Annotated in this window: 25 protein-coding genes and 1 pseudogene; 14 read left to right on the top strand and 12 right to left on the bottom strand. The window is 66.7% G+C overall.

Annotation, left to right across the window (positions count from 1 at the left end; translation table 11 throughout):
• Positions 1 to 2: 2 nt before the first annotated feature.
• A complete protein-coding gene (locus tag HJG52_RS17895) occupies positions 3 to 1,643 on the top strand; it encodes a dipeptide ABC transporter ATP-binding protein (RefSeq protein WP_171244991.1) in 1,641 nt (546 codons plus the stop codon).
• Between the two features lie 117 nt (positions 1,644 to 1,760).
• Positions 1,761 to 2,366 (top strand): annotated as a pseudogene (locus tag HJG52_RS17890) (dihydrofolate reductase family protein).
• A gap of 10 nt (positions 2,367 to 2,376) precedes the next feature.
• On the opposite strand, the gene HJG52_RS17885 reads toward HJG52_RS17890, so the two are convergent.
• A complete protein-coding gene (locus tag HJG52_RS17885) occupies positions 2,377 to 2,604 on the bottom strand; it encodes a hypothetical protein (protein ID WP_171244990.1) in 228 nt (75 codons plus the stop codon).
• A 470-nt stretch (positions 2,605 to 3,074) separates the two neighbouring features.
• Between HJG52_RS17885 and HJG52_RS17880 the strand changes: the two genes are divergently transcribed.
• The gene (locus HJG52_RS17880) at positions 3,075 to 3,278 is read left to right on the top strand and encodes a helix-turn-helix domain-containing protein (protein ID WP_171244989.1); all 204 of its coding nucleotides are present in this window, start codon (positions 3,075 to 3,077) and stop codon (positions 3,276 to 3,278) included.
• A 170-nt stretch (positions 3,279 to 3,448) separates the two neighbouring features.
• Positions 3,449 to 4,531 carry a tyrosine-type recombinase/integrase gene (locus tag HJG52_RS17875; RefSeq protein WP_206071084.1) on the top strand — a complete coding sequence of 361 codons (1,083 nt, stop codon included), beginning with the start codon at positions 3,449 to 3,451 and terminating at the stop codon, positions 4,529 to 4,531.
• A gap of 834 nt (positions 4,532 to 5,365) precedes the next feature.
• Here the strand turns inward: HJG52_RS17875 and HJG52_RS17870 are convergent.
• Complete coding sequence (locus tag HJG52_RS17870; protein WP_171244988.1) at positions 5,366 to 6,487, bottom strand: hypothetical protein; 1,122 nt, start codon at positions 6,485 to 6,487, stop codon at positions 5,366 to 5,368.
• 265 nt (positions 6,488 to 6,752) lie between these two features.
• On the opposite strand from HJG52_RS17870, the gene HJG52_RS21770 reads away from it, so the two are divergent.
• The 5 genes from HJG52_RS21770 (at position 6,753) to HJG52_RS17845 (ending at position 11,662) form a co-directional block, all read left to right on the top strand.
• Positions 6,753 to 7,457, top strand: a complete 705-nt coding sequence (locus tag HJG52_RS21770) for a peptidoglycan DD-metalloendopeptidase family protein (protein WP_171244987.1) — start codon at positions 6,753 to 6,755, stop codon at positions 7,455 to 7,457.
• A gap of 164 nt (positions 7,458 to 7,621) precedes the next feature.
• Positions 7,622 to 8,902, top strand: a complete 1,281-nt coding sequence (locus HJG52_RS17860) for a M23 family metallopeptidase (protein ID WP_171244986.1) — start codon at positions 7,622 to 7,624, stop codon at positions 8,900 to 8,902.
• Between the two features lie 34 nt (positions 8,903 to 8,936).
• On the top strand, positions 8,937 to 9,500 hold the full coding sequence (locus tag HJG52_RS21940) for a DUF2752 domain-containing protein (RefSeq protein WP_430413357.1): 564 nt from the start codon (positions 8,937 to 8,939) through the stop codon (positions 9,498 to 9,500).
• A gap of 762 nt (positions 9,501 to 10,262) precedes the next feature.
• The gene (locus HJG52_RS17850) at positions 10,263 to 10,655 is read left to right on the top strand and encodes a BlaI/MecI/CopY family transcriptional regulator (protein ID WP_171244984.1); all 393 of its coding nucleotides are present in this window, start codon (positions 10,263 to 10,265) and stop codon (positions 10,653 to 10,655) included.
• Positions 10,656 to 10,663: 8 nt separating this feature from the next.
• The gene (locus HJG52_RS17845) at positions 10,664 to 11,662 is read left to right on the top strand and encodes a M48 family metalloprotease (protein WP_171244983.1); all 999 of its coding nucleotides are present in this window, start codon (positions 10,664 to 10,666) and stop codon (positions 11,660 to 11,662) included.
• Here HJG52_RS17845 and ccsB read toward each other — a convergent pair.
• From ccsB to HJG52_RS17825, 4 genes are read right to left on the bottom strand one after another with little or no spacing between them, the layout of a single operon-like run.
• The gene (gene ccsB, locus HJG52_RS17840) at positions 11,619 to 12,536 is read right to left on the bottom strand and encodes a c-type cytochrome biogenesis protein CcsB (RefSeq protein WP_171244982.1); all 918 of its coding nucleotides are present in this window, start codon (positions 12,534 to 12,536) and stop codon (positions 11,619 to 11,621) included. The genes HJG52_RS17845 and ccsB overlap by 44 nt on opposite strands.
• The gene (gene resB / locus HJG52_RS17835) at positions 12,533 to 14,125 is read right to left on the bottom strand and encodes a cytochrome c biogenesis protein ResB (RefSeq protein ID WP_171244981.1); all 1,593 of its coding nucleotides are present in this window, start codon (positions 14,123 to 14,125) and stop codon (positions 12,533 to 12,535) included. Before resB ends, ccsB begins: the two co-directional genes overlap by 4 nt.
• A complete protein-coding gene (locus HJG52_RS17830) occupies positions 14,126 to 14,881 on the bottom strand; it encodes a cytochrome c biogenesis CcdA family protein (protein ID WP_346767827.1) in 756 nt (251 codons plus the stop codon). It lies immediately after the preceding gene.
• Positions 14,878 to 15,531, bottom strand: a complete 654-nt coding sequence (locus tag HJG52_RS17825) for a TlpA family protein disulfide reductase (protein ID WP_171244980.1) — start codon at positions 15,529 to 15,531, stop codon at positions 14,878 to 14,880. The genes HJG52_RS17830 and HJG52_RS17825 overlap by 4 nt, the downstream gene beginning before the upstream one ends.
• Before the next feature lie 30 nt (positions 15,532 to 15,561).
• On the opposite strand from HJG52_RS17825, the gene HJG52_RS17820 reads away from it, so the two are divergent.
• Entirely contained in the window at positions 15,562 to 15,816 is a 255-nt protein-coding gene (locus tag HJG52_RS17820) for a hypothetical protein (RefSeq protein ID WP_171244979.1), read from the top strand.
• Between the two features lie 4 nt (positions 15,817 to 15,820).
• Entirely contained in the window at positions 15,821 to 16,150 is a 330-nt protein-coding gene (locus HJG52_RS17815) for a hypothetical protein (RefSeq protein WP_171244978.1), read from the top strand.
• Positions 16,151 to 16,198: 48 nt separating this feature from the next.
• Here HJG52_RS17815 and HJG52_RS17810 read toward each other — a convergent pair whose 3' ends face one another.
• The 3 genes from HJG52_RS17810 to HJG52_RS17800 all read right to left on the bottom strand — a co-directional run bounded on the left by HJG52_RS17810 (position 16,199) and on the right by HJG52_RS17800 (position 19,378).
• Positions 16,199 to 16,861 (bottom strand): hypothetical protein, encoded by a 663-nt coding sequence (locus tag HJG52_RS17810; protein ID WP_171244977.1) that lies wholly within the window; start codon positions 16,859 to 16,861, stop codon positions 16,199 to 16,201.
• A gap of 332 nt (positions 16,862 to 17,193) precedes the next feature.
• Entirely contained in the window at positions 17,194 to 17,886 is a 693-nt protein-coding gene (locus tag HJG52_RS17805; protein ID WP_171244976.1) for a GNAT family N-acetyltransferase, read from the bottom strand.
• Positions 17,887 to 18,379: 493 nt separating this feature from the next.
• On the bottom strand, positions 18,380 to 19,378 hold the full coding sequence (locus HJG52_RS17800) for a prolipoprotein diacylglyceryl transferase (protein WP_171244975.1): 999 nt from the start codon (positions 19,376 to 19,378) through the stop codon (positions 18,380 to 18,382).
• Positions 19,379 to 19,589: 211 nt separating this feature from the next.
• Between HJG52_RS17800 and nicT the strand changes: the two genes are divergently transcribed.
• Positions 19,590 to 20,732 carry a Nickel transporter NicT gene (nicT, locus tag HJG52_RS17795; protein WP_240978191.1) on the top strand — a complete coding sequence of 381 codons (1,143 nt, stop codon included), beginning with the start codon at positions 19,590 to 19,592 and terminating at the stop codon, positions 20,730 to 20,732.
• Between the two features lie 59 nt (positions 20,733 to 20,791).
• On the opposite strand, the gene HJG52_RS17790 is transcribed toward nicT, so the two are convergent.
• Positions 20,792 to 21,415: a DUF305 domain-containing protein gene (locus HJG52_RS17790; RefSeq protein WP_171244974.1), complete on the bottom strand. Its 624-nt coding sequence runs from the start codon at positions 21,413 to 21,415 to the stop codon at positions 20,792 to 20,794.
• Between the two features lie 983 nt (positions 21,416 to 22,398).
• Here HJG52_RS17790 and HJG52_RS17785 point away from each other — a divergent pair.
• Positions 22,399 to 22,788 carry a four-helix bundle copper-binding protein gene (locus tag HJG52_RS17785; RefSeq protein ID WP_430413356.1) on the top strand — a complete coding sequence of 130 codons (390 nt, stop codon included), beginning with the start codon at positions 22,399 to 22,401 and terminating at the stop codon, positions 22,786 to 22,788.
• 206 nt (positions 22,789 to 22,994) lie between these two features.
• On the opposite strand, the gene HJG52_RS17780 is transcribed toward HJG52_RS17785, so the two are convergent.
• Positions 22,995 to 24,032 (bottom strand): sensor histidine kinase, encoded by a 1,038-nt coding sequence (locus tag HJG52_RS17780; RefSeq protein WP_346767826.1) that lies wholly within the window; start codon positions 24,030 to 24,032, stop codon positions 22,995 to 22,997.
• 119 nt (positions 24,033 to 24,151) lie between these two features.
• Positions 24,152 to 24,925 (bottom strand): response regulator transcription factor, encoded by a 774-nt coding sequence (locus HJG52_RS17775; protein ID WP_171244972.1) that lies wholly within the window; start codon positions 24,923 to 24,925, stop codon positions 24,152 to 24,154.
• A 146-nt stretch (positions 24,926 to 25,071) separates the two neighbouring features.
• Between HJG52_RS17775 and HJG52_RS17770 the strand changes: the two genes are divergently transcribed.
• Positions 25,072 to 25,317, top strand: a complete 246-nt coding sequence (locus tag HJG52_RS17770) for an SHOCT domain-containing protein (RefSeq protein WP_171244971.1) — start codon at positions 25,072 to 25,074, stop codon at positions 25,315 to 25,317.
• Positions 25,318 to 25,321: the final 4 nt, after the last annotated feature.

Raw genomic sequence — 25,321 nt, 5'->3', positions numbered from 1 at the left:
GAGTGAGCGAGGGCGAGAAGAGCCTCCTCGAGGTGCGCGACCTGGCGGTGACGTTCGAGACGTCCCGCGGCCCGGTCGAGGCGTTGCACGGTGTCTCCATCGACGTGAGGCGTGGCGAAACCGTTGCGGTCGTGGGGGAGTCGGGCTCCGGCAAGTCGACGCTGGCGGCGTCGGTCAACCGGCTGCTCGCGTCGAACGGCACCATCACCGCCGGCTCGGTGCGGCTCGACGGCACAGAGCTGACCGACCTGCCCGAGCGCGCCATGATCGCGGTGCGCGGCAGCCGGATCGGCATGGTGCCGCAGGATCCGATGACGGGCCTAAACCCCACGATGACGGTCGGCGCGCAGATCGCCGAGGCGCTCGAGGTGCACGGACTGGCATCGGGTCAGGCGGCCCGCACGCGCGCCGTCGAGCTGCTCGCCGCCGCCGGCATCGCCGATGCGGACAGCCGCTTCCGGCAGTACCCGCACGAGTTCTCCGGTGGCATGCGGCAGCGCGTGCTGATCGCCATGGCCCTGGCCTGCCGGCCGGAGCTGCTCATCGCCGACGAGCCGACCTCGGCCCTCGACGTCACCGTGCAGCGGCTGGTGCTCGACCAGATGGCCGCGCTGGCCGACGAGCTGGGGTCGGCGGTGCTGCTCATCACCCATGACCTGGCCCTGGCCGCCGAGCGGGCCGACCGGATCGTCGTCATGCACAGCGGCCGGGTCGTGGAGGAGGGGCCGTCGCGGCGGGTGATCGATGCACCGCAGGAGGACTACACCAAGCGGTTGCTGGCCGCCGCGCCAAGCCTCGCGACGCCGATGGTGAGCGCCGAACCCGTTGCCGCGCAGCGCGATCGGAAGTCGACTGCTGTGCTGTTGTCGCTCGGAGGCGTGACCAAGCGCTACCACGTGCGGGGTCGACGGGAGCCTCTCGTCGCCGTCGACGACGTGTCGATCGAGGTATGCCGCGGGCGCACCGTCGCGATCGTCGGCGAGTCCGGCTCGGGCAAGTCGACGACGGCTCGGATGGCGCTGCGGCTCGAGGACGCGGACTCGGGGTCCGTGTCCTTCGAGGGCACGGACGTCAGTCGTCGTCGGGGTCGCTCGCTCCAAGGGTTCCGGAGGTCGGTGCAGCCGGTGTTCCAGAATCCCTACGCCTCACTGGACCCGCGCTACACCGTGGGCCGCTCCATCGCCGAGCCACTGCGGGTGCACGGCATCGGCGACGAGGCGACCAGGCGGCATACCGTCGAAGGGCTCCTCGCCAAGGTGGCGCTCTCCACAGACCTCGCCGACCGACTGCCGCACGAGCTCTCCGGGGGCCAGCGGCAGCGCGTGGCCATCGCCCGCGCGCTCGCCCTCGAGCCCGACCTCGTCGTCCTCGACGAGGCGGTGAGCGCGCTGGATGTCCTTGTGCAGCAACAGATCCTCGAGCTGATGGTGACGCTGCAGCGCGAGCTCGACCTGGCCTACCTCTTCATCAGCCACGACCTCGCGGTGGTGCGGCTGGTTGCCCACGAGGTGCACGTCATGCAGCACGGGCGCGTGGTCGAGAGCGGTGACCCGCGCGAGGTCTTCGCCGACCCGCAGCACGAGTACACCAAGCGGCTCGTGGCCGCCGTGCCGCGCGCGCGTCGGGCCGGCCCTCAGGCCTGACGAGCCCCAGCAAAGGGGCCACCGGCCCCAGCAACCCGGCCGCTGCTGCCCAGCCGCCTTGCCGGCCACGCGGCATACCCGAGAGTCTCGAGGTATCCCACGTGGAAGGAGTGCCCCATGCAGAGCGTCATGGTCGACTTCATCATCTCCCTCGACGGGTATGCCGCCGCCGATGGTTGGCCGGGGCTGTGGGGCGTGGAATCCGCCGAGTACCTGGAGTGGCTGGCGGAGGACGCCGATCAGCACACAACCCTCATGGGCGCTAAGACCTATCGACTCATGTCCGGCATGGCGGCGCAGATGCCCGGCGACCCGGGTATGGCGCAGCTGACGTCCATGCCCAAGGTTGTCTTCTCGAAGACCCTCGAAGAGCCGCTCTCGTGGGCGAACACCCTTCTGGTGCAATCGGATCCGGTGGACTAGGTGCGACAGCGCAAGGGCGGCAGTGGTGCCCCGATGCGCACGCTCGGCAGTCTGTCAGTGGCTCGGACCCTGCTTGCGGCTGACCTCGTCGACCGCTTCCGGGTGGTCGTATTCCCCTTCATCACCGGCCGCACCGGGCAGGAGCGCATCTTCGACGGATACCCCGACGTTGCGCTGGAGCTGGTCGAGAGCCGGACCTTCGACAAGAGGCTCCAGCTGCTCGAGTACGTTCCGACCCTCCTGGACGAACCCCCACGAGGCGGTCTCGGCACGCGGCCGGAGTCCCAGCCGGGCAGCTAGGCGCCCGGCATCAGGATCGTCGTGGCGCGTGCTGGGGGCCGACCGTGGGGCACGCGCCCTGGGCGAGCTCTCGGGCAAACTCCCGCAGGAGGGCGCGCAGGCGCGAGGCCGACCGGCGCAGGACGTGGCTGCGCTGACTGCCGACCGGGGCCGGGTGTGAGCCGTCTGCGTGGCTGAGGAGGTCGGCCTTGTACGCCAGCTCGGCATCGACCGTGAGTGGGTGTGCTGCGATGCTCATGACAGGTCCTCTCGTGGATTCGATGCCTCGAGATTCCGCGCCTAAGGCCCGTCTGGTCATGAGGAAGATGCCTAGTTCCACCGCCTCGGAGACGACGAAGCCGCAGGTGCCTACGCGGCATACCTGCGGCTTCTCGTGGTGGCCAGGGGCGGGGTCGAACCGCCGACCTTCCGATTTTCAGTTCGCGACCGGGACGGCGCGGTCGTCCCATAGCGTGCGCGCCGTGCTCAATCTGACTTCAGAGCGACCGGCGGCGTCCGCGCGTGTCCGAGCGCTGGTTAGCAAGCCGTTAGCAGATGGAGCGCGGTTCCGGACATGTCCCCACCCCTCAGTCGCCTCGGCTCGCCACGGGTGCCGCTGCTGCAGACGTGGTCGGTGTTGTCCATCCAAGCGCAGGAATCCGCTTAAGGACATGTTCAGCCAACCCCCGTCCAACCGAGACCGGCTCGCACAGAATCGAAGGATCAGCCATGAATGGGAAGTTGCTGTATCGGGTGCCCGACGTCGCCGCGTGCCTAAGCCTGAGCCGCACCAAGGTGTACGAGCTGGTCCGCAGCGGCGAACTGCCTTCTGTTCGAATCGGGGGAGCCCGCCGCGTGCGGGGCGAAGACCTGGCGCATTACGTCGACGCCCTCGAGCGAGTTGCCACGTCCGATGCCGTGGGAGCGCGATGACCAGCGACTCTAGCGGCCCGGCGCCCAGGCTGCGCAACGGTGTCATCAGGCGCGGTGGCACATGGTCCTACGTCATCCGAGTCACTGACAGCAAAGGGCTGAGCAAGCCTCGGTGGGTCGGTGGCTTTCCCACGGAGTCGGCAGCCAAGCGGGCACGGGACGAGGCCAGGATGGCGGCGAGCAACGGCGACTACGTCAACCGCAGCGCGACGACCGTGGCCGAGTACCTGAACGAGTGGCTCGCCGTGCACGCGTTGGAAGTCAAGCCCAGGACTCGAGCGGGGTACGCACATCTCATCGAGAACTACGTCGCCCCACGGATCGGTGGCAAGCGCTTGCAAGCCCTGCGTGCGACAGACTTGAGCATCCTCTACCGGGAGCTGCTCGAATCGGGTGGTAAGAATGGTAGGCCGCTGTCCGCCAGGACGGTCGAGTACGTGCATGCGGTACTTCGCAAGGCACTCGCAGATGCAGTGCGCAACGATCAGCTCCTGACGAGCAATCCAGCTGAGCGAGCCAAGCGGCCTCGCAAGGCCCACGCCGAACCGGTGATCATGTGGACCGCCACAGACCTCGTGTCCTTCCTAGAGACGGCATCTCAACATCGGCTTCATGCGTTCTTCCGGCTGTCGGCCTACACGGGCGCCCGCCGGGGGGAGCTGGCGAATCTCCGGTGGTCAGACGTCAACCTCGGCGACGCTCCGACCATCCGGCTACGCGGCACCGTTTCGGTGATCGCTGGAACGCGGGTTGAGGGAACGACCAAAGGGGGTCGCGAACGCACCATCAGCATCGACCCCGGTACCGCCGCTGTCATGATCGAGCACCACCGCCGCCAGCAGCTGGAACGCGAGCTCGCTGGCGGCTCTTGGACTGACGGCGATCATGTCTTCAGGCAGGAACTTGGGGAGCCGCTCTTTCCAGACACACCTACCGCGCTGATGACCAAGCTACTGCGCCAGCACAACGCGGCCGCTGCTGCCGTGGGAGAGAAGCCCTTGACCGTCATCCGGCTGCACGACCTGCGGCACCTGCACGCCACGCTGCTTCTCAAGGTGGGGGTGCCCGTTCATGTGGTGGCCAACCGGTTGGGGCATGCCGATCCGGCCATCACGCTACGGGTCTATGCCCACGTCCTCGACGACCAAGCCAGCCAAGCAGCTTCCGTCTTCGCGCAGGCCCTCTTAGATGAGGGACGGAACGAAGCAAATCCTGGGTCGTCCGACTCCTCGGCCGACCGGCCTACTCCGTGAGGCAAATGCGGAGAGAGGAGCGGCAGTGCGCGGTCTACACGGCGCGCCCGGCAGAGCGCCGCCGAGCACACATCCTGACCATCACGAGGCGCCTGCTGAGCCACCGAGCTGAACCTGGTGAGGCGTGCGCCGAGCGCGCGTCAGACCTGATCACTCTCGGCCTCGCGCTCGGAATGCAGCTGCTCGCCTCCCAGGCATTGGAGCGCCTCGGCCCGCGTCGACGACACAGCCGAGGTCGACGAGCCGGTCTCACTCGAGACCAACCCGCTCGAGCTATTGCGCAGCCGAGGCGACCACACGCCTGCGCCCGATTGAGGATGTGGCCCCTGGAACTGCGCGCCTGGTCGCAGTGACGTGCGACCTCTTGGGTGAGCACGCACCATGACGCCCCGGGATCCGCGCTGCGCCGGGGAGCTCTTCCTCGACACCGACCACGTCGCCCGGGAGATGCTGATGGACGTCGACGACCTCAATCCGCGCCCACACTGCGGACGTGGGGCGAGGTGGTCCAGGAGTAAGTGCGTTGTGGCTGGCCCTGCGGTCCGTGAGATCGCCTCAACGCGGCACCGAGCGTCGCCCACTCGATGGCGCAGCCCTGCGATTGAACGCCTGCAGGGATGGACGCGTCCATGCATCGCGCCAGCAGAGCCGCCGCGGGGCCAGGCGACGGGCCGAGCCCGAAACGACTCCTGCGGATCGCCGAGAACTTGGCCTACGCGGAGAACTGATCTGCAGGCACCATGTACCTCAACACCCCAATGAGCGACCTGCACATGCGCGACTTCAGAGATGGGCCGCATCCCGGACGTGTAGGGGCGCTGCTGTGGCTGTTCATCATTGGCGTGCGGCGCGTCGGGAATGATCGTGCGCGATGCCGTTGCGGTTACGGGCCTCGATGGCGTGATCGTGCGGCTCCGCTCGGCTCAGGGGTTCCTGTTTGTCAAGCGTCGAGGAGAGCAGCGACAGGGCATACCCCATCATTGCGGCGAGTGCGATCACCCCGGTCCACAAGGAAACTGGCCACGCCAAGTCGCCGGTTGACGCCAAGCCCACTAGCTGTGCACCCAGGATGGCTGGCGGAACGGATATGGCGATCGTTCGAGACGGCCAGCGCCAGGCGCGGAAGCCGAGGTCGAGCAGCAGTGCAGCGACAACGGAAGCCACCGCGGGCCAGATGTACCTGAAGTCCGTAAGGGCTGCTCCGGGCAACGCGACAGCCGCGGTCAGCACGGTGGTCGTCCCCGGTCGAGTCCCGCCGAGCCGGCAAATCAGCAGCAGCGGAACAACGAGGACCATGGTGGTGATCAGGTACCCGCCGAGGCCGGCCGTGGACGGAAGTTCCGCGGCCTGATGTCCCGGCGCACCTTCCGGGATCGCTGTGAGCGCTGTCACGGCACCGGGCTCGACGAAGACCGACACGTAACTCAGGAAGAAGCTCCCGAGACTGGCGACTGAAGCGATGGAGATAACAGCTGTCCACCCCGCAGGGCCCCCGCTGTTTCGGAAGCGGTCGGAACGCGCGGCGCTGGAGAGCAGTAGAGCGCCACCACCGAGCAGCACTAGGTGCGTCGGACTCACGAGAGCGTCGAGTCCGGCCTCGATCCCGAACGCTAGGTGCCAGAGCATGTCCAGTAGCCCGCCGACCGCGAACGCTGCAATACCTATGAGGCCCAGCCCATAACCGGGTGGCGCCAGCGATGTTGGTGATGTGCCGCGCGACCGCCGGTGCCAGACCAGCGCCGCAACCCACAGACTCAGGACGGTGAAGCTTGAATAGAGCACCAAGTGCCACGGCGTGAAGAACGTCTCCAAGCCACCGACGTTCACGTGAGCCCAGCCGTCGGCGTAAACACCCCCGACGACGGCTACCCCCAAAGTTGCGGTGACCGCGTCGGCGCCAACCGACGTCGGTGCACTCCTCGGAGATCGGGCTGCCTCAATGGCCATGTCTGTCATGCTTCCGTTATACCCCTCCGGGGTATGCCAGTCTACTGACACAAGGAGCAGGCATGGGCATGGAGCGCAATCCGGAAGCGGTGCGACTTTGACGCACAGAAAATGGGAGATAACGAAAGGGTTACGGTAGGGTGCCGGCGACCGCCAAACCCCACTTTGAGGCTGTTCCTTGAACGATCGACGGTATTCCGGCCGCCATCGTGCCTACGTGGCGCGTCACCGTGCCGCACCGCGGATTCCACGGGCCCTGACGGGCGGATCCGGTGTGCCATCCGCGCTGGCTGCTGTTCTGGTGGCGACAACTGCGGGAGTCACGACGGTTACCTGGAGTGCTGGCGAGCAAGCGGCGACCACGCTGAAGCTCGCTCCCGCCTCCGCGGCGATGCGGGCTGTCCACGATGCGGGGCACACCGAGGAGCGTAGGGAGATGCAGCTCAAGGCCGATGCCGTCCTGGCGCACATCGAAGCCCAGCAGCGCGCCGATCGCGCCCGCGAGCGGGCGGAGCTCAAGCGCAAGAACGCCATCCAAGCCAAGGAGGCGCAACGGCAAGCACTGGCCGACGCCGCACGACGACAACGCAACCGCTGGGTGCTTCCCATTGCGGGCGCCCAGTTCACCTCAGGATTCGGTTACCGCTGGGGGAGGATGCATCAAGGCGACGACTACGCCGCACCGGTAGGCACCCGTTTGTCAGCCATGTCCGGCGGGGTTGTCATGTCTGCCGGGCCCGCGGGTGCCTACGGCAACAAGGTCGAGATCCGGTATGGGGATGGAACGGTCTCGGTGTACGCCCACATGGACTCCGTCGCCGTGGGCGTCGGAGATCACGTCTCCGCGGGTCAGCTCGTTGGGCGCACCGGCAACACCGGGCGGTCGACCGGTCCGCACCTGCACTTGGAGATCCACCCCGGCGGCGGACCCGCCGTAGACCCTTCAGCCTGGCTCTCGGCCAAGGGCATCCAGGCCTGAGCCGCCTGCCTGCGGACGGCTTGTGCCCCGTCCAAGGGCGACTCCATGTGCCGCACCGGGCCACCATGTTGGCCCAATCTCCTATGTGACTTAGTAGATGCGTGGTATCAATGTGACCCATGTGGTCCGTGGGAGCATCGTCGTACTGGCAACGCCTCGTGCGCATGGGTCTCGTGGCCGTCCTCGCCGCCGCTGTCTCGGCCCTCGCCGAGCCAGCAGCCAAGGCCGACCCGAAAGACGACAAGACCCAGATCGACAAGCAGATTGACGCCCTTCGCAACGAGCTCGATGACACATCGGCGCAGTTGGCGAATGCCTATCTGTTGTTGCGACGCACGCAGGCCGAGTTGCCTGGGGCCCAGGCGACCCTTGACCGCGCTGTCACAGCCCAAGCTAGAGCCGAGCAGCGAAATGACGAGATGGCGGCCGCTCTGGAAGTCGCGGGGGCTCGAGAGCAGGTGGCGATCAGTCAATCGGCGCGCTCCCAGAGCGACATTGCGGATGCCCGTCGACGAGTCGCACAGTTCGCTTCACAGCTATACCAAGACCAAGGAATGGGACAACTCGCCGTAGCCCTCAACGCTACGAGCCCCGATGACTTCGCCAGTCGCGTCGCGATGACTGAGACTGTCGGCGATGTGCAGCGGCGGTCCCTTGCAAGACTGAGCACGCTGCGAGCAGGGGCCGCAGCGAACGAGGCGCATCTGGTCGCGCTGCGCCAAGAGGTGACGCTCGCCAAGAAGGAAGCCGAACGAGCAGTCGTGGCTGCGTCCGCAGCACGGAAGTCCGCCCAGGTTGCCAAGACGCGGCTCGACGACTTGGCTCGCGCGCAGGTTCGGCAGGCGGCAGCGGTCGAGGCTCAGAAAGGAGCCGAAGAGCGACGTCTGAAGGGTCTGCAGGAGGAGTCGCAACGTTTGCAGCGGGTGCTCGCTGCCCGCGCTCGTGCAGCGAAGATCGCCGCTGCACGAGCGAAGGCGCAGCGCGAGGCGGCAGCCCGCGCAGCGGCGGCGAGAGCCAAGAAGCACTATGTGCCACCCGCTCCTGAGACGTCAGGGGGCTTCCTGAGCGCACCATCGGGCGGCCGGATCAGTTCCGAGTTCGGGATGAGATTCCATCCGATCCTCAGGTACTGGCGCCTTCATGCGGGGCGCGACTACGCGGCCGCCTGTGGTGAGCCCGTTACCGCAGCGGCCCCCGGTACGGTCATTTCCGCTGGTTGGGCGGGGGATTACGGCAACCGCGTAGTCATCGACCATGGCGTTCGTGGCGGCGTGTCGCTTGTGACCACGTACAACCACATGAATCGTATCGCCCGCACATCCGGGACGGTCTCTCGTGGCGAGGTCATCGGGTACATCGGCACAACGGGCGCTTCGACGGGCTGCCACCTGCACTTCGAAGTTCGCGAGGACGGCACCCCAGTAGACCCGCGGAAGTGGCTATGACGTCCTCTGATCACACGCCGTCACGGGCCGCAGGATGGTTCGCCTTACTACGGCTCGCTCCCAGGTTGCGGCATCAGCTGTCCGCTGTGCGCATCCCGTGGCCGGGACCATGATGTTTGGCTTCGGTCATCACCAACCTGAGCAGGGAGCAGTCGTGAGTGCAGTGCGAACGCACGTGGCGGTCAAGCTGAGCTCCCGCGACGAGCACGTCTGGATAACCTGGACGGCATTGGCAGGCATGGCAGCAGCGGCGGTGATGGCGCTGTGGGGGCTACCACCGGTGGACCTGCATGGTCTTCTCCATCGCCTAGGGGTGATGGATCCGCTTTGTGGGGGAACCAGGTCCGCCATGTACACAGCCCGCGGGGATCTGGCGCTGGCTTGGACGTACAACCCTCTCGGAATCGCCGCCGTTGCCGCTGGAATTCTCTTCAGCGTACGGGCCGCGATTGGCCAACTCTCGGGCCGGTGGCTCGCACTGGACCTAGCGCTCAGCCGGCGGGCGCAGCGCTTCGTCGTACTCGTGGGCGTGGTCCTTCTGAGCGCACTCGAGTGGCGCCAGCAGACGCGCGCCGACTTGCTCATCGCACCTTACTGACTTCGTCACCGCGAGCCATTGGCCGCCGAGGTGCTCGGTGTTGGTTATCACGCCAGATCAGGCGTCCAGCGATCACGCCGACACGCCTCCGATCTCCTCCCGCGGCGTGCCGTCGGGCACTGTGGCGCTGTGACCACGCACGGTGAACATCTCGAGTACGCGCAGGCAGCCCTGCCTACGGTTCGGTCATCCACCGGATGCTGAAGTTGGCTTAGCAGTTCGTACGGTACGAGCCTGACGCTGTCCACATCGCCCCGTCGTATCGGCCGCGAGACAGGTTTCCCCCGCCTCGGTCGGTGACATATAGACGCGGGCCGTCGCCGGGGCTGCCCCCTATCGTCCGAGATGTCCTCGCCTCACGTCTGGCTCGCCCAGATCCGCCAAGGCGGCACGGTACTGCTCAGCGCTGATCTCGCCGCGGGCAAGTTGACGTCGCGGACCTTGGCGCGCTCGGCGCGCGCCTCGGATCGAGTTCTGAGCAGGATGCGAATCGCCCAAGTCCCAAGAACCAGAAGCGCGATGGCTACACCAGCCGTAGCCATCACGACCTCGAGCCTCCCATCACTACCGACGCCCCAGAAGAACTCCTTACCGTGTGTGCGCTGGTCGCAAACGCTGGTCTGGCCGTGTCGAGATCTGCCACTAGTTCGATGAAGATCCGACGAAGATTGGTCGCAACGCTTCATGTGGACCAGCCTGGCGAGGCGCCACGCCCCGGTGATGAACGCATAGCATGGAGCCGGACACGAGCGGAGAGGATGTATGCGCGAACTCGGCGGCTTGGAAAGGGCGATCATGGATCGGCTCTGGGGGTGGAACCGGCCCGCGACCGTGCGGGAGGTTCTTGAGGACCTCAACCGAGAGCGCAAGGTCGCGTACACGACCGTCATGACGGTCATGACCAACCTGGAACGCAAAGGCCTCCTCAGTCGCGCTCTCGTCGGACGGGCATATGCATACGCCCCGGTGGCCGCTGAGGCGGACCACACGGCTGCCTTGATCGCCGAGGCTGTGGGCGACGGCCCGGATCGCACCACCCCCTTGTTGCGCTTCGTGTCTCAGTTGTCGGCTGGGGAGATCGAGCAGCTGCGAACGGCTCTGGAGTCGGAGTCCTTCAAGGATTCCAGACGCTTCCGCAGGCGGGGCCGCACATGAAGGTCTCTGTGGCACTGCTGCTCTATGCGGTTTTGGCTGGCACGGTGTTTGGGGCGTGGTTGCGTCGGTCCGGCATTGCTGGGCGGTCGCCGCGCTCAGCTTTGGCCCTGTGGTTGTCCCTTGACGCTTCTATTGTCTTGAGCCTGGCACTTGCGGCCTTGGCGCCTGTGGTCGGAACTAAGCCGATAGCCGACGGCCTGGTCAATCTGCTATCGGCGTGCGTGCTGACCCTCAGCGGGGCGTACGCGGGCACCGGCGACACTGCCACTCATCTTGCGGTCGCCGCGATCGGCTGGGCTGCGCTCACAACCCTGGGAGTCCTCGTTGCGCTCGGCATGATTCGAGCGGCCCGGTACCGGCGACGTCATCTAAGCGGCCTAACGCGTGCGGGAACGTTCCAGCCGTCTCTGGATGCGTGGGTTCTGCAGCATGGCCAGCCGTTGGTCTACTGTGTTCCAGGCCGCCCCGGTGGCGTCGTGCTGACGACCGGAACGTTGGATCTACTCGGTTCTAGAGAACTCAGTGCGGTGCTGGCCCATGAGCGAGCACATCTGCGCGGGCGCCACGCTCAGATCACGATGATCGCTGACGGTCTGCGTCGAAGCGTGGGCTGGATCCCTGGTGTGCGCATGGCCGCCGAGGAAATCGCCCAACTCGTGGAGGTGTTGGCAGACGATGCGGCCCGCCGTGAAACGGACGGGCCTGCAGTGATCCGAGCGCTGCTCGCCCTCGGCGCCGGTCCAGTGCCAGACGGGGCCCTCGGAGCGACGACGAACTTGACATCTATGCGCGTCTCCCGCCTTTCGGGCGATCCCTCACCCCGCCCATGGCGTGCACAGCTTGCCGCCGTGGTTCTCGTCGCGAGCGCGCTGACCGCGCCAGCAGTCATTGCGGTGTTGCCGGCTGCTCTGGGCATCAACGCGGATTACTGTCCAGCCCAGGTCACCATGGCCGCCGAAGCGGTCACATTCCCGAGTACGAATGCATCCCTACGAAGTACACATTGACGACCATGTAGTTAACGAGGATCGAGACGTACCCGGCGAGAGCGAGGAGGGCGGACGCCTCGCGCGACCATCCCGAGGTGGCGCGCGCGTGCAGGTATGCCGCGTAGACGACCCAGATGACGAAAGTCCAGACCTCCTTGGGGTCCCACTGCCAATAGGCTCCCCATGCCTGCTCCGCCCAGATTGCGCCGGCGACCAGTGTGAACGTCCACAACGGGAATGCCACGATGTGCAGCGCGTACGCGGTCCCTTCGAGCGTCGTCGTGTCGGGAAGGGCGGCAAGAATCCGTGACCCTGTCGAGCGTCGTGTGGACCGCGACTTCAGGACAAAGAGAAGGGACATCACCGCCCCAAGGCTGAACAGGGCAACGGACAAGATTGCGACGGAGACATGGATGACGAGCCAGTAGCTGCGCAGCGACGGAAGCAGTTGGCTGGCCGCTGTGTAGTAGACCGTGACGGCCATGCCCAGGGCCAGCAGCACGGGACCAACGACGAATACCCCGGACCAACGCAGATCCCATCTCAGGTTCGCGACAAGGAAGGTCAACACCACAGCAAGCGACCCCGTGGTTGTGAACTCGAACATGTTCCCCCACGGCACCCTCATGACGGCAAGAGCCCGGAGCAGGACGGCCGCGGCCAGAATGGCCGCGGCGAGCCAGGTCAAGGAGTATGCGATCCCGTCGGCTGCCGATCGCGCTGGCCGGTCCTGCCGAGGGGCAACGGCGGCATCGGTTGCCGTAGCCGAAGCGGACGCCGTGCGCACCCTCCAGGCGAGCCCGGTCGCGAAAGCGACCATGGCGACGGTGAAGACGGCGATTGCGCTGTAGAGGCTCAGAGTGGAGTAGGACTCCAGAACGCGCGGGGTCATGATCGCTCTCTTTCGGTGCCGAACAAGTCTGAGATGAGGCGGTCGACTGCAGCGCGCAGTCGTGGGTCGCCGCCCTTGGCGAGCGCGCCAAAGTCGACGATCGTCATGGGGGTTGTCTCGGCACCGCCGACGACTGGCATGACTCGCACGAAGACGCGGCGACGCCGCGTGGTGAACGAGAACGTGAGCCCGAGCATGGCCCCAATCGCCCCAATGAGTGCAAACGGTTTCGCTGGGTCGTGACGCACGGACAGTCCTGCAAATCGGCTTACCGACTCCAGGGTGATCGAGCCGCGTCCTCCGGGAAGTTGGACGGTGGAACCTGGGGTCAGCCAAATGCGGACTGGGTCGCCGCTTGGCTGGCGCAGCTGGGTCATTGCGTCCGTGGCGAGCGTGTATACGTTCTGAGGTCTCCCGCCCGGGTAGAGCTCTCCTTCGTAGGCGGTCAAGACCAGTGCGGGGTTCTTGAGCGCGGGAAAGAGTGACGTCGGCCCGATCCGCGCCTCGATGGTTGCGGTCGGCAGGAACAGGCCGGTGAAGCCGAGCTGGCGATCTTTGGGCAGGCCGGACACCTTGATGGCGCCGGTGGACCGGTAGTTGTTGTCCTGCGGCAGGAACGGGGTGGCGTCGCGGTAGACGACCTTTCCCGCGCCGTCACGAACAGTGACGACCGGGGCGTACCCATTCCCGAGCAGGAAGGCCTTGGCGCCTGGCAGCGACAGCGGTTTGTTGACTTCCAGTTTCGTCCGGCGGGTCGGGTCACCGGGGCCATCGCTGGCGGTGACCGTGGCGGTGAAGACGCGCGGAGCGCCGAACTGGGCGCCGCTGGCCTGTTCCTCGAAGGTGGCGCGCATCGAGTCGACGCGCACGGTGAATGGGGCGAGGCGCTCGGTGTCGACCCATGGTCCGGGGCTGAACGTGCCGTACGAGGACAGGGTGTTCGTCAGTGCCTGGCCCTCGGGCACGATTGCGTCGCCGCGCCATCCGAAGAGGTGGCCTGCCGCGACGGCTATGACGATCAGAGCCAGGGATGCATGGAAGAGAAGGTTTCCCGCTTCACCGAGGTGCCCGCTTTCGGCGCTGATGCTGTGTTCGTCATAGGCGTGGGTGCGGTAGTGCCGACGCCCCAGGATCGTACGGGTTCTGTGCACGACCTCCTGTGGGGTGCCGGGCACCTGCACCCGTCTGTGCGCTTCAAGTCGATCGAGGTGGCGTGGTGGGCGGGGTGGCGCGGCCCGGTAGGCGCGGGCGTAGTGCATTGTGCGTGGGCCGATGCATCCGATGAGCGAGACAAGGAGCAGAATGTAGATGGCGGCGAACCAAGGTGAGGCGTACACGTCGAAGAGCCCGATGCGATCCATCCACGGCCCGGCCAAAGGGTGGCGCTGCAGGTAGTCGGCGACCCGGGCGGCGTCGATGTTGCGCTGTGGCCAGATGGAACCGGGCACTGCCGCGACTGCGAGGCACAGCAGGAGCAGGAGGGCCGCGCGCATGCTGGTGAGTTGGCGCCACGCCCAGCGCGCCCACCCCGTCGGCCCGAGCCGAGGCTGGGTGATCGTCCCGACTTGCCGTTGCTTGAGTTCGGTCATTCAGAGCACCGTCGTGAAGCCGTTGACGAGGCGGGTCTGCAGATAGGACGTGAGGTCCACCCAGACGCCGGAGACCATGAGAGCGCCGACGACGATCAGCATGCCGCCTCCGAAAGCCTGCACTCCGCGATGGTGAGCGGAGATCCACCTTGTGATGCGCCGGTAGCGCGTCGACCCAAGGGCGAAGAGGACGAATGGCAGACCGAGACCCAGGCTGTACGCGAGCGCGAGCCCGGTTCCGCGCACGGCCGCGTTCTGGTCGCCCGTGGTGGTCGCCAGGGTGAGCACGGCGGCGAGTGTCGGTCCCGTGCACGGGGCCCACCCGGTGGCGAACACCATGCCGAGCACCGGGGCGCCGAGCAGGCCGGAGCGCGGTCGCCACCGTAGTTGCCAGCTCCGTTGACCGCCGAAACCGAGGAACACCAGCCCCATGGCGATGACCACGATGCCGCCCGCGCGAAGCATGATGTTTTGTTGTCCCCGCAGGAGGTCCCCCGCGAAGGCGAAGGCGCTGACGCCGAGGACGAATACGCTCGCAAATCCAAGAACGAATAAGAGGGCGCCCGTGATCACGACGACCGTCCGGGCATGGTCACGGTCAGGGGACAGGCCGGTGATGTACCCAAGGAAGCCCGGAAGCAGGGGGAGGACACACGGTGAGGCGCAGGAAATGAGCCCGGCGAGGGCCGCAATGCCCATCGCCGCGATCAGCGGACCGGAGAGGACCGCGCCGGCGGGGTCGATGACTGTGTTCACCTGGTGCTCTCGGCTAGCACGTCCTCCACCAGACCGGTGAGGGTCGCTGCCGTCGTCGCGCCGAGGATCCTCCCGGCGATGCGGCCCTGCCTGTCCAGCACCAGCGTTGTGGGTACGGCCGGGGCCTGGCCGCCCAGACCCAACCCGGGCTGGCCGTCGTCGTACGCCAGCGATGGGTAGGTGATGCCGTATGCCTTCTCGAACGCCCGGCCTGCCTCCGGTCCTTCCTTGAAGTCCATGCCCATGAAGACAACTGCCGCCTTCCGGGACTGGAATGTCCTCCACGCCTTCTGCAGCTCGGGTGCTTCCTTGACACAGGGACCGCACCAGGAGCCCCATACGTTCAGCACGGCAACCTTGCCTCGATCCTGTTGCAGGCTCCAGCTCTGGCCGTCCAGGGTCGTTCCGCTCACCTCCAACGGCGGGCGACGATCCTTGGGTGCGGTCTGGGAGACCGTGCCGTCGCCGGAGACGTATCCCTTGCGGTCGCCGGATCGAGCTTGTTCGGCGATCGACTGCTGCTGCGCTGACCCACAGGCGGCCAAGAGCAGCGCGGCCACAACCGCTGCTGCTGTCCTCTTCACGCGAGCCTCTCGATCGACGCCGGGATATCTACTAGGGAGGATAGTAGACTGGCTGTCGGGGAACATCGGCCCCAGGATCAGGAAGGGACTCCCTCTATGCGTCTGCCCAAACGCTCGGAACCTCGGAATGCGCCGGATCGGTTCGCGGAGTACCGCAGCCATCGTCGCAAGGTGCGGGCCGGGCAGGCGCTCATGGCAGTCGGGATTGTGATTGCGGCTGTCCACGCGTTCCAGCACCTGGCAAGCTCGCCGTCGGGCTTCGTCGACCTCGTCGCGGGTTATCCCGCTGCGGGCCTGATCTTCCTGGTGGGCGCGGTTTTGGCCGGGCGGGCCGAACCAAAGCGGCGATGACAGCATGCTCAACCATTCGGGCCTGCCGCTCGTCGCCGCAGCCACCGGTCTTCTCTTCTTGGGCGCCAGCCTCCGGTTCCGCCTGCCGGAGCCATGGTGGGTGCTCTCCTCGACCCTTGGCCTGACAGCGGTCCTCATCCCCTCGGTGTCGCCTCACTATGCGAAGGACCACTGGGACCTGCTCGGGCTTGTGCTCCTGACCGCGTGCACCTTTGCCGCGAACATGCACGCCAGCCGCACGCGGGTAGCGCAGCTTCCGCTGACCTGGCGCGCTCGGGTAGACGCCGAAATGCGCCGCCTGACCAGATCAGGTCGCACCGTGGATGGGTACTGACCGGCCGGCGTCGGCGCAGAACACAAGAGGGTGGCGGCGTTCCTGGCGTCACCGCTTCTTGTCGGGCTCGAAACCCAGATGGAGATGATCCTGGTGCGTCGGGTTGGTGAAGAACACCGCGGGAAGACCCGTCGATCGCTCCGGAAGTCGGGGGCCGCCCACTTCGGTGGAGCCGAGCCGGGCGGCCTCCTTAAGGACGGGCTCCCAGAGGGAGCGCGGCGCCCCGATGACCGGGGTGCCGTTGATCGCCCAGATGTCGACGGCGCGACCGCGGGTGTGGTTGGACATTCGATCCGTGCCGAAGACGTTCCTGGGGTGGCCGGTGCGCAGCACCTGGACGTCCAGGCGCCATGACTGCGAAAGAGCATTCAGGAGCGCGACAACCTCGTCGCTGATATCGGCGGCCTGAAGGTCCGCGCGGGCGGGCTCGGGCAGGCTCACTCGGGTGTTGGCCAGCAGTCGACGCGTTTCGGCGTCGGTCTCGCCCGCTGGCGGTGTCCTTCCGATGGTGGCGCCGGTTACCCGCCAAGCGTTGTCTCGGCCTGAAAGGCGCACGTCCACGATGAACTCTCGCGACCGCGGCCGGTCCTCGTCACGCCCAAGGAGCGTTTGACGTCCCACAAGCATCACGCTGGCACTGGTCAGCGTCGCGTTGAGGCCTCCGTATTGAGGGTAGACAACGGATGTCACGGAAGCCGTGTCGTCCGTCACGAGCGGCCGAAGGGATACAGCCAGGCGGGGACCGTCCGGCAGGCCGGCGAGACGGCGTGTGATCCCCTGGCCATCCGAGCTGTCCCACGTGAGAGCTCGGGAGACAGCGTCCGCTGCAGCCTTCTTGCACTGCGGAAGGACCTCTTCGGATAGCGGTGTGTAGGCCTTGGGCGGGGGGAGGGCGGCTGGTCGGACTGGACCTTTCGTGGTGCTCGATGGGCTGGCCGCGTCAGCACCCCGCGGGCGCTGGGCAGGTGTCGAGCACGCGGAGAGGCCGACCGCGGCGATCGCGCCAAGAACGCCACGTCGGGTCACGCTCTGACTCGTAGCCGTCATGCCTTCTCTCCAAGATGGCGGTCGAACTGGACGACGGCTTCGCCGTCCCGGTTGATTCGGCGATCGGTCTCTACGTAACCCAGCCTGCGGTAGAACCCCGTTGCGCCTCCGGTCTCCAGTGTGACCAACTGAAGGGTGGGCACACCCTTGCTTCGCAGTTCCTGCTCAAACTGACCTAGGAGCGCGGCGGCGACGCCTCGTCCCCTTGCGGAAGGCTCGGTGATGAGAGCGTGCAGGACAGCAACCCGTGGTTCGGATTCCCGATGAGCTGCGTTGGGCGGTGCTTTACGCTTGCGCGCCGTCGCGATCCGGATGAGGTATCGCGCCGCCCGCGTGCGCATGAATCGAACGGCGAGGCGGGGGCGCGTGGCCATTGAGACGGCCCCGAGCGCTGCCAACCGGTATCCGTTCCGTCGCAGGACGCCTAGGGTGTAGAGCCGCTGGTCGGTGGTGCCAATGAGGAACCCGCAGCAGTTGCCTTGCTGGTCAAATGCCGTCAGGCCGAAGCCGTATGGGGAGGTAATGAAGGTCTGGTGCCAGTGGCGCAGGAATCGCCGGCCGAGCGCGGGAAAGAGGCCGTTGGGCAAGAGTTCCTCGTGCAGCGCTGCAGTCTGCGCCAGCGCCGCTGTGGACATGGCGATCACTTGAAAGGATGAGGTCTGTTGTGCGGTGGGGTGGCGAGTGTCCATGGTGCTGCTCCTGTCGATGGGAGGTGGCTGGGCGAGGGCGTGGGCCGTCGCCCGGCTCAGCAGCGCGAGACAGGAACTGGGGTCAAGAGGGAAGCATGCCGCGTCTTTGGCGGTCCGCGAGGGCTGCGCCCGTGGGCAAGTCGGGCGGAACTGCTGCGCCGGGCCGGCGCGGGGCGGCGAAGCAGGAAGCCTGCCGCGATCAGGAGCAATAGCCCGCACGCAGCGATGTCTGCAGCGCCACCGTGACCCGGGCTTTGGTCATGGCCGGACTTGGATGCAACGTGAGGTGGCGCCGGCGTGGCGGATCCATCGCCGCTGGAGAAGATGGATCGGGTGGAGGACGCCCAGTGCGGCTTGCTGCTGTCCGATCCGTGAGCTGCCTGGGTCACGGCGTGACCGATCAGGGCGACGAGTGCCGCGGCGATGAGTAGCGAAATCCTGAGGCCGTGGCGCCGTCGACGCCCTCGTGAAGCTGCGCAGATGTTTGAGCGGCTCATCGTCCGCCGTGGTCACCGGCCACAGACTCCGCCTCGAGCCGTCTGCGGGGAGTAGAGTCGCTCTCCGCTGGCGCCTTATCGGACCTGGTCTTCGTCCGTGCCGTGCGTGCGATGAGACCGAAGGCGATGATCGCGGCAAGGACGATGCCGATCGAGAGCAGCTGGGTGCCGCTCAGGCCGAACAGGATTCGCTCGTCGATCCCTCGGACGGTGTCGAGCGCGAGCCGTTGTCCGGCGTACAGGTACGCGAAGGCGGTGATCTGGAGCCCCGGTGCGTGCAGGGCCCTGCGGGTCAGCAGCACGAGGGCGCCCGCGATGAGTGCAGCGGCGATCAGGTCGTAGGCGGCGGACATGTGGTACGTGCATCCCGCATAGAACCGTCCGACATCTGCACACGACTCGCCTGCCGTGGGCGCCTCGGCCGGGCTCGGGATGAATCCTGGAGCCAGCACGCTGCCCGGCTCGATCCGGAAGCCGAGGCCCCAAGGGCCGGACACGGGACGACCCAAGTGATCTCCAAGCAGGATGTCGCCGATGCGTCCGATCGCAATCGCTGTGGCCATCGGCACCGCCGCCGCGTCAAATATGCGCAGAGCGCTGACGCCCTTGTGAATGAGGACAAGTACCGCTGCCGCGGAGCCAGCGAGCAGTCCGCCGAAGAGGGCCAGTCCACCGTTCCACAGTTCGAGAGCGGCTACTGGTGACGAGAAGCTCGATGGGTGGGAGATGACGTAGTCGAGTCGGGCACCGACGATTCCAACCAGCACCGCCCAGATTGCGGCAAGTTCGGCTGCTTCGCGGGGTAGCCGGCGCCGAGCCATGACGCGGCCTAGGAGCCAGAGGCCGATCAAGATCCCCACGGCCGACACGATGCCGTGGGGCGATACGCCCAGAATCTTTGGCACGGTTGGAAAACTAACCACGACCGGGCGAAGCACGTGTTCTAGGGAGAACGCGCTGTAGAGCTCGGAGACGGTAGCCGGCTCGCGTGTCATCAAGGAGTGCCTTTGGTTCGGGTTCCATGCATCTACTAGCTAGATTAGTAGACGCGCGGCGCGCGACGCGCAGGACACTCTGGGTCTCCCAGCTCAAGCGCACGAAGATGCGACCGCGGTGCCCGCTTGCCAGTACTTCGACGGGCGGCTGCCTGCTGTTCACTATTGCGACTTAGTAGCAATAGGGTTCGACGGACGCTAGCGTGCATCCATGGTCTCGCCCTCCACGTTCGCCGCCGCAACGGCCGGGGACGTCGAACGGCGGGCTGGTCGGGTGCTCTTGAGGGCGAACAGACGCTCCTTGCTCTCCATGGCGGCAGCTGTGGCCGTCCTGCACGCGTGGGGCTGGGGTGTGCTGCTCGCGCTCGTTGTCCCCGGCCACTACTCGGTCGGTGGTCAGGTGGTCGGAGTCGGATTGGGGGTGACGGCCTACACGCTGGGCATGCGCCACGCCTTCGATGCCGATCACATCGCAGCGATCGACAACACGACGCGCAAACTGCTCGGGCAAGGCAGGCCGGCCATAACCGTCGGCTTCTGGTTCAGCCTCGGCCACTCATCGGTCGTGTTCGTCATGGTGGCCCTCTTGGCCGCGGGTGTTCGAGCCGTGGCCGCGCAGGTGACCGCCGGCAGCTCAGAGATGCAGCGCGCTGCCGCCACCTGGGGACTGTCAGTCTCGGGCGCCTTTCTGCTCGTCATCGGTCTAACGAACATGGTTGCGCTCATCGGGCTGATCCGCGTCCTCGGTCAGCTGCGGTCCGGCCGGTACAACGCCGACGCCCTGGAGAATGCCCTCAACCGTCGTGGCCTGCTTGCCCGGGTCCTGCGCCGGGTGAGCGACTCCGTCGGGCGCCCCTGGCACATGTACCCAGTCGGCTTTCTGTTTGGGCTCGGGTTCGACACCGTCACTGAAGTCGGCCTGCTGGTGCTCGCCGGGGGCGCTGCCGCATCGGATCTGCCCTGGTGGGCCATCGTCACCCTTCCGGTGCTGTTCGCAGCCGGCATGTCCCTCTTGGACGCAGCCGACGGTTCCTTCATGACGTACGCCTACGGCTGGGCACTGAACAAGCCCGCCCGAAAGATCTTCTACAACCTCACCCTGACGGCGATGTCGGTGTGGATCGCTCTGCTCATCGGCGGGATCGAGGTCACCACCGTCCTGACGCAGCGACTGCACATCGCCACCGGTCCGTTGGCGGCCGTCGCGGACCTGAGCCTCGACAACGTGGGCTTCTGGATCGTGGGCGCGTTCATCATGGTGTGGGGGATCTCCGTCCTGGTTTGGCGGCTCGGCCGGCTGGAGGTCCGGCTCAGCCCTAGGGACCCTGTCCAGCCCTCCGCCAGCCGACGGTGAATCACAAAACCCACTCAACCGAGAGCGCGGCAAGTCTCGGCTCAGCCCACCGATCCGGGTCAGCCTTGCGCGCCGTTGAGCAGCCGTGTCATTTCGGTGATCTCTGCGTTCTGGGCCCGGATGATCTCCTGCGCGAGCCTCTTGGCATCCGCGTTCTGGCCATTGGCCACTTCCGTCTCCGCCATCTTCACGGCTCCCTGGTGATGCTTCACCATCATGGTCAGCCACATCCTGTCAAAGGCGACGTCGGTGGCCTTGGCCAGTTCGTTCATCTCCTGTTCGGTCATCATCCCGTCCATCGACATGCCCTCCATGCCTCCGGACATGCCGGTCGGGACGGGTTTGCCCCAAGCCTTGAGCCACGATGACATGGTCTGGATCTCGTGGTCCTGAGCCTGCTTGATCTTGGTCGCCAGGGACTTGACCTCCTGGGTGCTGGACTGCTTCAGCGCCAAATCGGCCATCTGAACGGCTTGCTGGTGGTGCGGAATCATGCCGGTGGCGAATGAGACGTCCGCCTCGTTCTGCTGTGCTGCGGTCGTGACAGACGATGTCGAGCCCATGGAACCCTGACCGCTCATGCTGCCCATGCTGTCCGGAGAGTCGCCATTGCCGCAGGCGGACAGGGCCAGCACGGCGACTGCAGCCGCGGGAACGGTCAGGGTTCGAAGTGCGCGGTTCACGGTTGGAATCCTTCGTAGGCGAGTCGGGGAGAACGAGTGATTGCCCTCCGAATCTGACAAACCTATGCTCCGACGACTACAGCGCGCGGCGCGTCGAGATTCGCTGAAGATTCGATGAAGTTCGAGGCCGCCTGAACGATGCAGTCTGGGATGCTCTCTCTCACGGTCCGCGGATCAGCCAGTTCATGAGAGCAGCCAGCACAGCTGCGCAGGTCGCCAGGAAGAGCACAGCTGCGGGGCTCACGGCACCGCTTCGCATCGCAGCCGCGGTCACGGCCACGCCCAGGATGACGACGGCCGCCAGCAATAGGGCTCGTCGACGACGAGCGACGCGGGGTCCGTCAGGACGGCGTCCAGACCCAAGAACGCCATGGCCTTTCGGCGAGCGTTCGCGGGGCTCCCGGTGGGGACCGGGACTTCCACTCACGGGCGGCCGGAGGGCATGGTAATCACGTCAGCGACGGCAAGGCAGATCATGTGGTAGCCGCGACCCATTAAGCAGGGCCGTCGCTTGCCGCCACACCCACGTCCGTTTGCGCTGCGCTGCATACCCCGGGTGCCAATTCGCAATGCATCAACCATGTCAGTGGTCTCACCGCCGCCCGTTCTTGTTTCCGCGAAGCGTACTTGCTTGTCCCTCGAGACTGTGACGTTGCGACGGCGTGGAATCCAGTGGTCTTTCAATGAAGATTCACTGAAGAAGCCGGCTCTTCATGCCTGAGCATGACCAAGGGGTGCGCGGCCGCAACGGCGAGGGGCTCGCGCGCGACGAAAGGTCAACAAGGGCTGAGCCGCATGGCCCTGGCCTCACGTCTTCTGGCCCGACATGAAGATTCGCTGAAGATTTGGAGCAACATGCCTGATCTCAGTTGCGAAGGGGGCAGCGCGGGTATGCCGTGGGTGTCGGGTGGCGTGTTCAGCGCCGGACGCGAGGTCTGGCCCCGTCGCCCGAGCGGGAGGATGACATGCACACCATTGCAGCGATGTTGGAGACCTACCCGAAGGACCTCGGTGACATAGACCGGGACAAGTTGGTCGCCTGTACACAAGCCTGTTACCAGTGTTCCCAGGCCTGCACGGCATGTGCCGACGCGTGTCTGAGCGAGGACATGGTGGCGGAGCTGGTCAAGTGCGTGAGGACCAATCTCGACTGCGCTGACATCTGCGCCACGACGGGAGCCGTCCTGTCGCGGCATACGGGATATGACGCAAACCGGACCCGCACGATCCTGGAGGCTTGCGCTGAGGCGTGCAAGACCTGCGGCGACGAGTGCGAGCGGCACGCGTCGATGCACGAGCACTGCAGGCTCTGCGCGGAGTCCTGTAGAAGTTGCGAGCAGGCGTGCCGCGAACTCCTCACCGCCCTCGTCTGACGGAGTGCCGCCACGGCCAAGGTCCACGCGAGCAATAGTGCGGCCGCGCAGGCGGCCGGCGTCTGGGCGACGATCGTCCCCCGTCCGGCCCAGGGACCGGGACCGTGTGGTGGAGGCATCGCCACGTGGGTGGTGGCAACCCTTGGGGATGGGGCCGAAGGTCCCGCCGATCCACTACCCCGTGAGCGTTGTGGAGCGGCTCGTTCTCACCTTCTGGGCGATGGGTGGGCCGCCGGAGCCGACCTAGCCGCGGGGAGCCGGATCGTGAATGAGGCTCCGTGTCCCCGGCCCGGGCTGGCTGCGGACAGGCCGCCGCCCTGGGCCTCGACGAGGGCCCGGCTGATGGTCAGGCCGATCCCGCTGCCGCCGTGGGCGCGGCTGCGGGCGGGATCGGCGCGGTAGAACCGTTCGAAGATGTGGGCGAGGTGCTCGGGGTCTATGCCCTCACCGTCGTCGACCACGGTGATCTCGACCCAGCGCGGCTCGGGCTCCCTCACTATGACGGTGACCAGTCCACCGGGTGGGGTGTGCTGCAGAGCGTTGTCCAAGAGGTTCCCGAGCACTTGACCCATCCGGTCGGGGTCGACGCTCACGGTGCAGCCCAGTGCCACATCCACACTCAGGCGCACCCGCTTGGCGGCGTACGCGTCGTAGGCTGCGGCTGCCGCCGTCTCGACGAGGACACTCGCCTCGGTGTCCACGGGCCGGGTGTCGAGTCCGCCCTCCTCGGCATGCGAGACGGCCGTGATGTCCTCGGCGAGGCGGTGCAAACGTCCGGTGCTGTTGTGCAGCACTTCCAGGGTCTCGGCGTCTAGGGTGCGGATCCCATCCTCGAGCGCCTCGAGGTGGGCCTCGATGCTGCCCAGGGGGGTGCGCATCTCATGGGCCAGGTCGGCCAGCAGCCTGCGGCGGGTGGACTCGACGTCGCCGAGACGCCGGGCGAGGTCGTTGATGGTGGTGGCGAGCTGGTCGAACTCGGCGCCCAGCCCGGGGCTTGGCACGCGGGACTCGTAGTGGCCACCGGCGATTTTCGAGGCGGAGTCGGCGACCGCGGTGGTGGAGCGCTGGACGCGGCGGGTGAAGAAGGCGGTCGCCCCGAGTGCCAGGAGAACGGAGGCGGTGAGTGCGACACCGAGCGCGATGAGCAGCGCGGACCCGAACGCCTCCTCCACGTGGGCCGCCTCCGTGGAGGTCTGTCCGACGCCAGCCCTTCGCAGGTGCTCGTGGAAGATGCCGGGTCCCACGACGGAGACGACAAGCCACGTGGTCGCAGCGCCGGCGAGCAGTACCAGCGCCTGAGCGATCAACAGGCGCGGTGCCAGACCGGCTGTGCGCGGGGGTCGGGCGCCCGCGTCCGGCCGGCTCACTCGCCCGTGCCCATCCGGTACCCGATGCCGCGGACGGTCCGGATGAACCTGGCGTCCGCCGCGTCGTCGCGGAGCTTGCGCCTCAGGTGGCCGATGTGGACGTCGACCAAGTGTTCGTCCCCCACCCAGGTCTGCCCCCACACCGCGTCGATGAGCTGGCGCCGGCCAAAGGCCATCCGCGGCCGTTCGGACAAGACGGCGAGCACGTCGAACTCAGTGCGGGTCAGAGACACCGGCTCGCCGTCCAGCCACACGTCCCTACCAACCGGATCGATGGCCAGCGGCCCGAAGCTACGCAGTTGGGGTTTGTCGGTGGCGCTGCCGAGCGGTCGTGGACGGCGCAGCATGGCGCCCAGGCGGGCGACGAGCTCGCGGGGGCTGAACGGCTTGGTCATGTAGTCGTCGGCGCCCACTGAGAGCCCGACGAGCGTGTCGACCTCGTCTGTTCGCGCGGTCAGCATCACCACGTAGGCGTCGGAGAAGGTGCGCAGCTGGCGGCATACTTCGACGCCGTCGAGACCGGGCAGACCGAGATCGAGGACCATGATGTCGGGGTCCAGGTCGCGCGCCTCTGCGATGGCCGTCAGGCCGTCGTGGCTGAGGCGAACCTCATAGCCGTCGCGTTCGAGGTAGCTGCTGATGACGGCAGCCATCGGCACGTCGTCCTCGACCACGAGTGCGCGGATGCCGCGAGCGGGTGCCGGCGGGTCGGCCTTCCCCGGCGCTGGCGGGGCGGCCAACGCATCTTCACCTACCTGATCCTCGGCCATGTTCCCATCCTGACAGCGGCGTGCCGCGCCGCAGATGCGTTCGGCGCCCACGGCCGGCATCTTCAGCGAACCTTCACGAAATCACGACCGCGCCGATCGGGTTGACCGAGCACAGTTGCCTCATCAGTCAGAAGGAGCTGAGAACAATGATGTGGAGCAACGGTATGGGCTGGACCGGCTGGCTGTTCATGGCGGTGACCGCCTTCGCCTTCTGGGCGCTGGCCGTCGCGGCAGTGGTCGCTCTCTTTCGGGGCGCTCGCCCAGGCAACACGTCCCGCGGCCCTGAGGAGGACCACGGTGCGCTTCAGATCTTGGACCAGCGGTTCGCCCGCGGCGAGATCGACGTCGAGGAGTACCACGCACGCCAGAACGTGCTGCGCTCGGCGCACTGATCCG

The sequence above is a fragment of the Knoellia koreensis genome (genome assembly GCF_013041615.1).
GTDB lineage: Bacteria > Actinomycetota > Actinomycetes > Actinomycetales > Dermatophilaceae > Pedococcus > Pedococcus koreensis.
This window is presented reverse-complemented; position numbering and strand designations above follow the sequence as displayed.

Excerpts from the sequence above, each read along its gene's own strand:
- HJG52_RS17880 (WP_171244989.1), top strand. The coding sequence starts at position 3,075 with ATGAATGGGAAGTTGCTGTATCGGGTGCCCGACGTCGCCGCGTGCCTA.
- HJG52_RS17885 (WP_171244990.1), bottom strand. The coding sequence starts at position 2,604 with ATGAGCATCGCAGCACACCCACTCACGGTCGATGCCGAGCTGGCGTAC.
- HJG52_RS17860 (WP_171244986.1), top strand. The coding sequence starts at position 7,622 with ATGGGTCTCGTGGCCGTCCTCGCCGCCGCTGTCTCGGCCCTCGCCGAG.
- ccsB (WP_171244982.1), bottom strand. The coding sequence starts at position 12,536 with ATGACCCCGCGCGTTCTGGAGTCCTACTCCACTCTGAGCCTCTACAGC.
- HJG52_RS17870 (WP_171244988.1), bottom strand. The coding sequence starts at position 6,487 with ATGACAGACATGGCCATTGAGGCAGCCCGATCTCCGAGGAGTGCACCG.
- HJG52_RS17805 (WP_171244976.1), bottom strand. The coding sequence starts at position 17,886 with ATGGACACTCGCCACCCCACCGCACAACAGACCTCATCCTTTCAAGTG.
- HJG52_RS17875 (WP_206071084.1), top strand. The coding sequence starts at position 3,449 with ATGGCGGCGAGCAACGGCGACTACGTCAACCGCAGCGCGACGACCGTG.
- HJG52_RS17785 (WP_430413356.1), top strand. The coding sequence starts at position 22,399 with ATGTTGGAGACCTACCCGAAGGACCTCGGTGACATAGACCGGGACAAG.
- HJG52_RS17850 (WP_171244984.1), top strand. The coding sequence starts at position 10,263 with ATGCGCGAACTCGGCGGCTTGGAAAGGGCGATCATGGATCGGCTCTGG.
- HJG52_RS17770 (WP_171244971.1), top strand. The coding sequence starts at position 25,072 with ATGATGTGGAGCAACGGTATGGGCTGGACCGGCTGGCTGTTCATGGCG.
- HJG52_RS17800 (WP_171244975.1), bottom strand. The coding sequence starts at position 19,378 with ATGACACGCGAGCCGGCTACCGTCTCCGAGCTCTACAGCGCGTTCTCC.
- HJG52_RS21940 (WP_430413357.1), top strand. The coding sequence starts at position 8,937 with ATGGTTCGCCTTACTACGGCTCGCTCCCAGGTTGCGGCATCAGCTGTC.
- HJG52_RS17820 (WP_171244979.1), top strand. The coding sequence starts at position 15,562 with ATGCGTCTGCCCAAACGCTCGGAACCTCGGAATGCGCCGGATCGGTTC.
- HJG52_RS17815 (WP_171244978.1), top strand. The coding sequence starts at position 15,821 with ATGCTCAACCATTCGGGCCTGCCGCTCGTCGCCGCAGCCACCGGTCTT.
- HJG52_RS17825 (WP_171244980.1), bottom strand. The coding sequence starts at position 15,531 with ATGTTCCCCGACAGCCAGTCTACTATCCTCCCTAGTAGATATCCCGGC.
- resB (WP_171244981.1), bottom strand. The coding sequence starts at position 14,125 with ATGACCGAACTCAAGCAACGGCAAGTCGGGACGATCACCCAGCCTCGG.
- HJG52_RS17775 (WP_171244972.1), bottom strand. The coding sequence starts at position 24,925 with ATGGCCGAGGATCAGGTAGGTGAAGATGCGTTGGCCGCCCCGCCAGCG.
- nicT (WP_240978191.1), top strand. The coding sequence starts at position 19,590 with ATGGTCTCGCCCTCCACGTTCGCCGCCGCAACGGCCGGGGACGTCGAA.